The sequence below is a fragment of the Nocardiopsis oceani genome, from assembly GCF_054777395.1.
In genome coordinates this window covers 1-987 of sequence record NZ_BAAHAR010000122.1, presented here as the reverse complement: position 1 = coordinate 987, position 987 = coordinate 1, and the positions used below count along the sequence as shown (strand labels likewise).

General features: G+C 64.8%; 1 pseudogene. It reads right to left on the bottom strand.

The window, feature by feature from the left end:
- Positions 1-244, bottom strand: a pseudogene (locus ACYVDG_RS32650) (HNH endonuclease); the annotation flags it as partial.
- Positions 245-987 lie beyond the last annotated feature (743 nt).

Here is a 987-nt window from a genome sequence, read left to right as displayed (position 1 = left end):
TCCTCTGTCCGCCCTGTTCCAGCAGCTGGCCGGTGGCTTCGAGTTGGGCCAGCCGTGCGGCCATGGAGACTTTGATCTGGTCGAGGTGTTCCCACACGCGGGTGGCCTGGTCCAGCACTTCACCCGCTGCTCCCGGGGGCACGTCGCGGTCGAAGAACGCTGTGGTCTCGTCCCGAGCAGCGACCACCGTGGTATCCACCGGGGTGTGCCCGGTGGGGGTGGGTGCTTCGGGAGAGATCGTCATTCTTCTATTGTAAGCGAAAGGGTCGAATAAAGGAAGTATTATCGCTGGCTTGTGCTGAATGTATGACTTTCGTCAGGGGTGCCCCCTGACTTTCTTCGTGTCTCCTGATTCAGGCCACCTGGTGTGGTGTTTATTGGCACCGGGAATTCCAGGTCGCTCATAGGGGTTGATCTTGCCTCTGTCTCCACTCTCGACGGTCGAGGGTGGAGCTGGGGGCAAGATCATCGGGGAAAAAGGCCGCCCATTGCGGTTCGCCGCACACATTGACCGGCCGTGACACCGCCAACCGTTCCGCTCCGGCGCAGGGGCAGGCATCGGCCCCCAGGCCGAGGGGTTCGCAGCAGAGATTGACCGGCCGCGACACCCCCAGCCGTCAACGCTCCGGTGGAGTGGCCGCTGACGGCCGCTAGGCCGTGCTTGTGCTGTTGGGGTTCGGCCGAAGGCCGGACCATTGCTACCCCGACCACACGTCCCCCGTTTCCTGATAGCCGCCGACCCGCCGTCGCAGCGAAGCGGGTCAAGGTGGAGCGCCAATGATGCGCGAAGCGCTCGATGGCGACGACCTTGAGGCGCGCAGCGGAGACGGCCAACATCGGGCGGCAGGAAACGGGGAAACCACCCGCACGAGACCAACACCCCCACGGGCAAACCCCACCCAACAGCCCCCACCCAACAGCCCCCACCCAACAGCCCCCACCCAACAGCCCCAACCCACTGAGCACCCACCACGCCTGAACCCACCC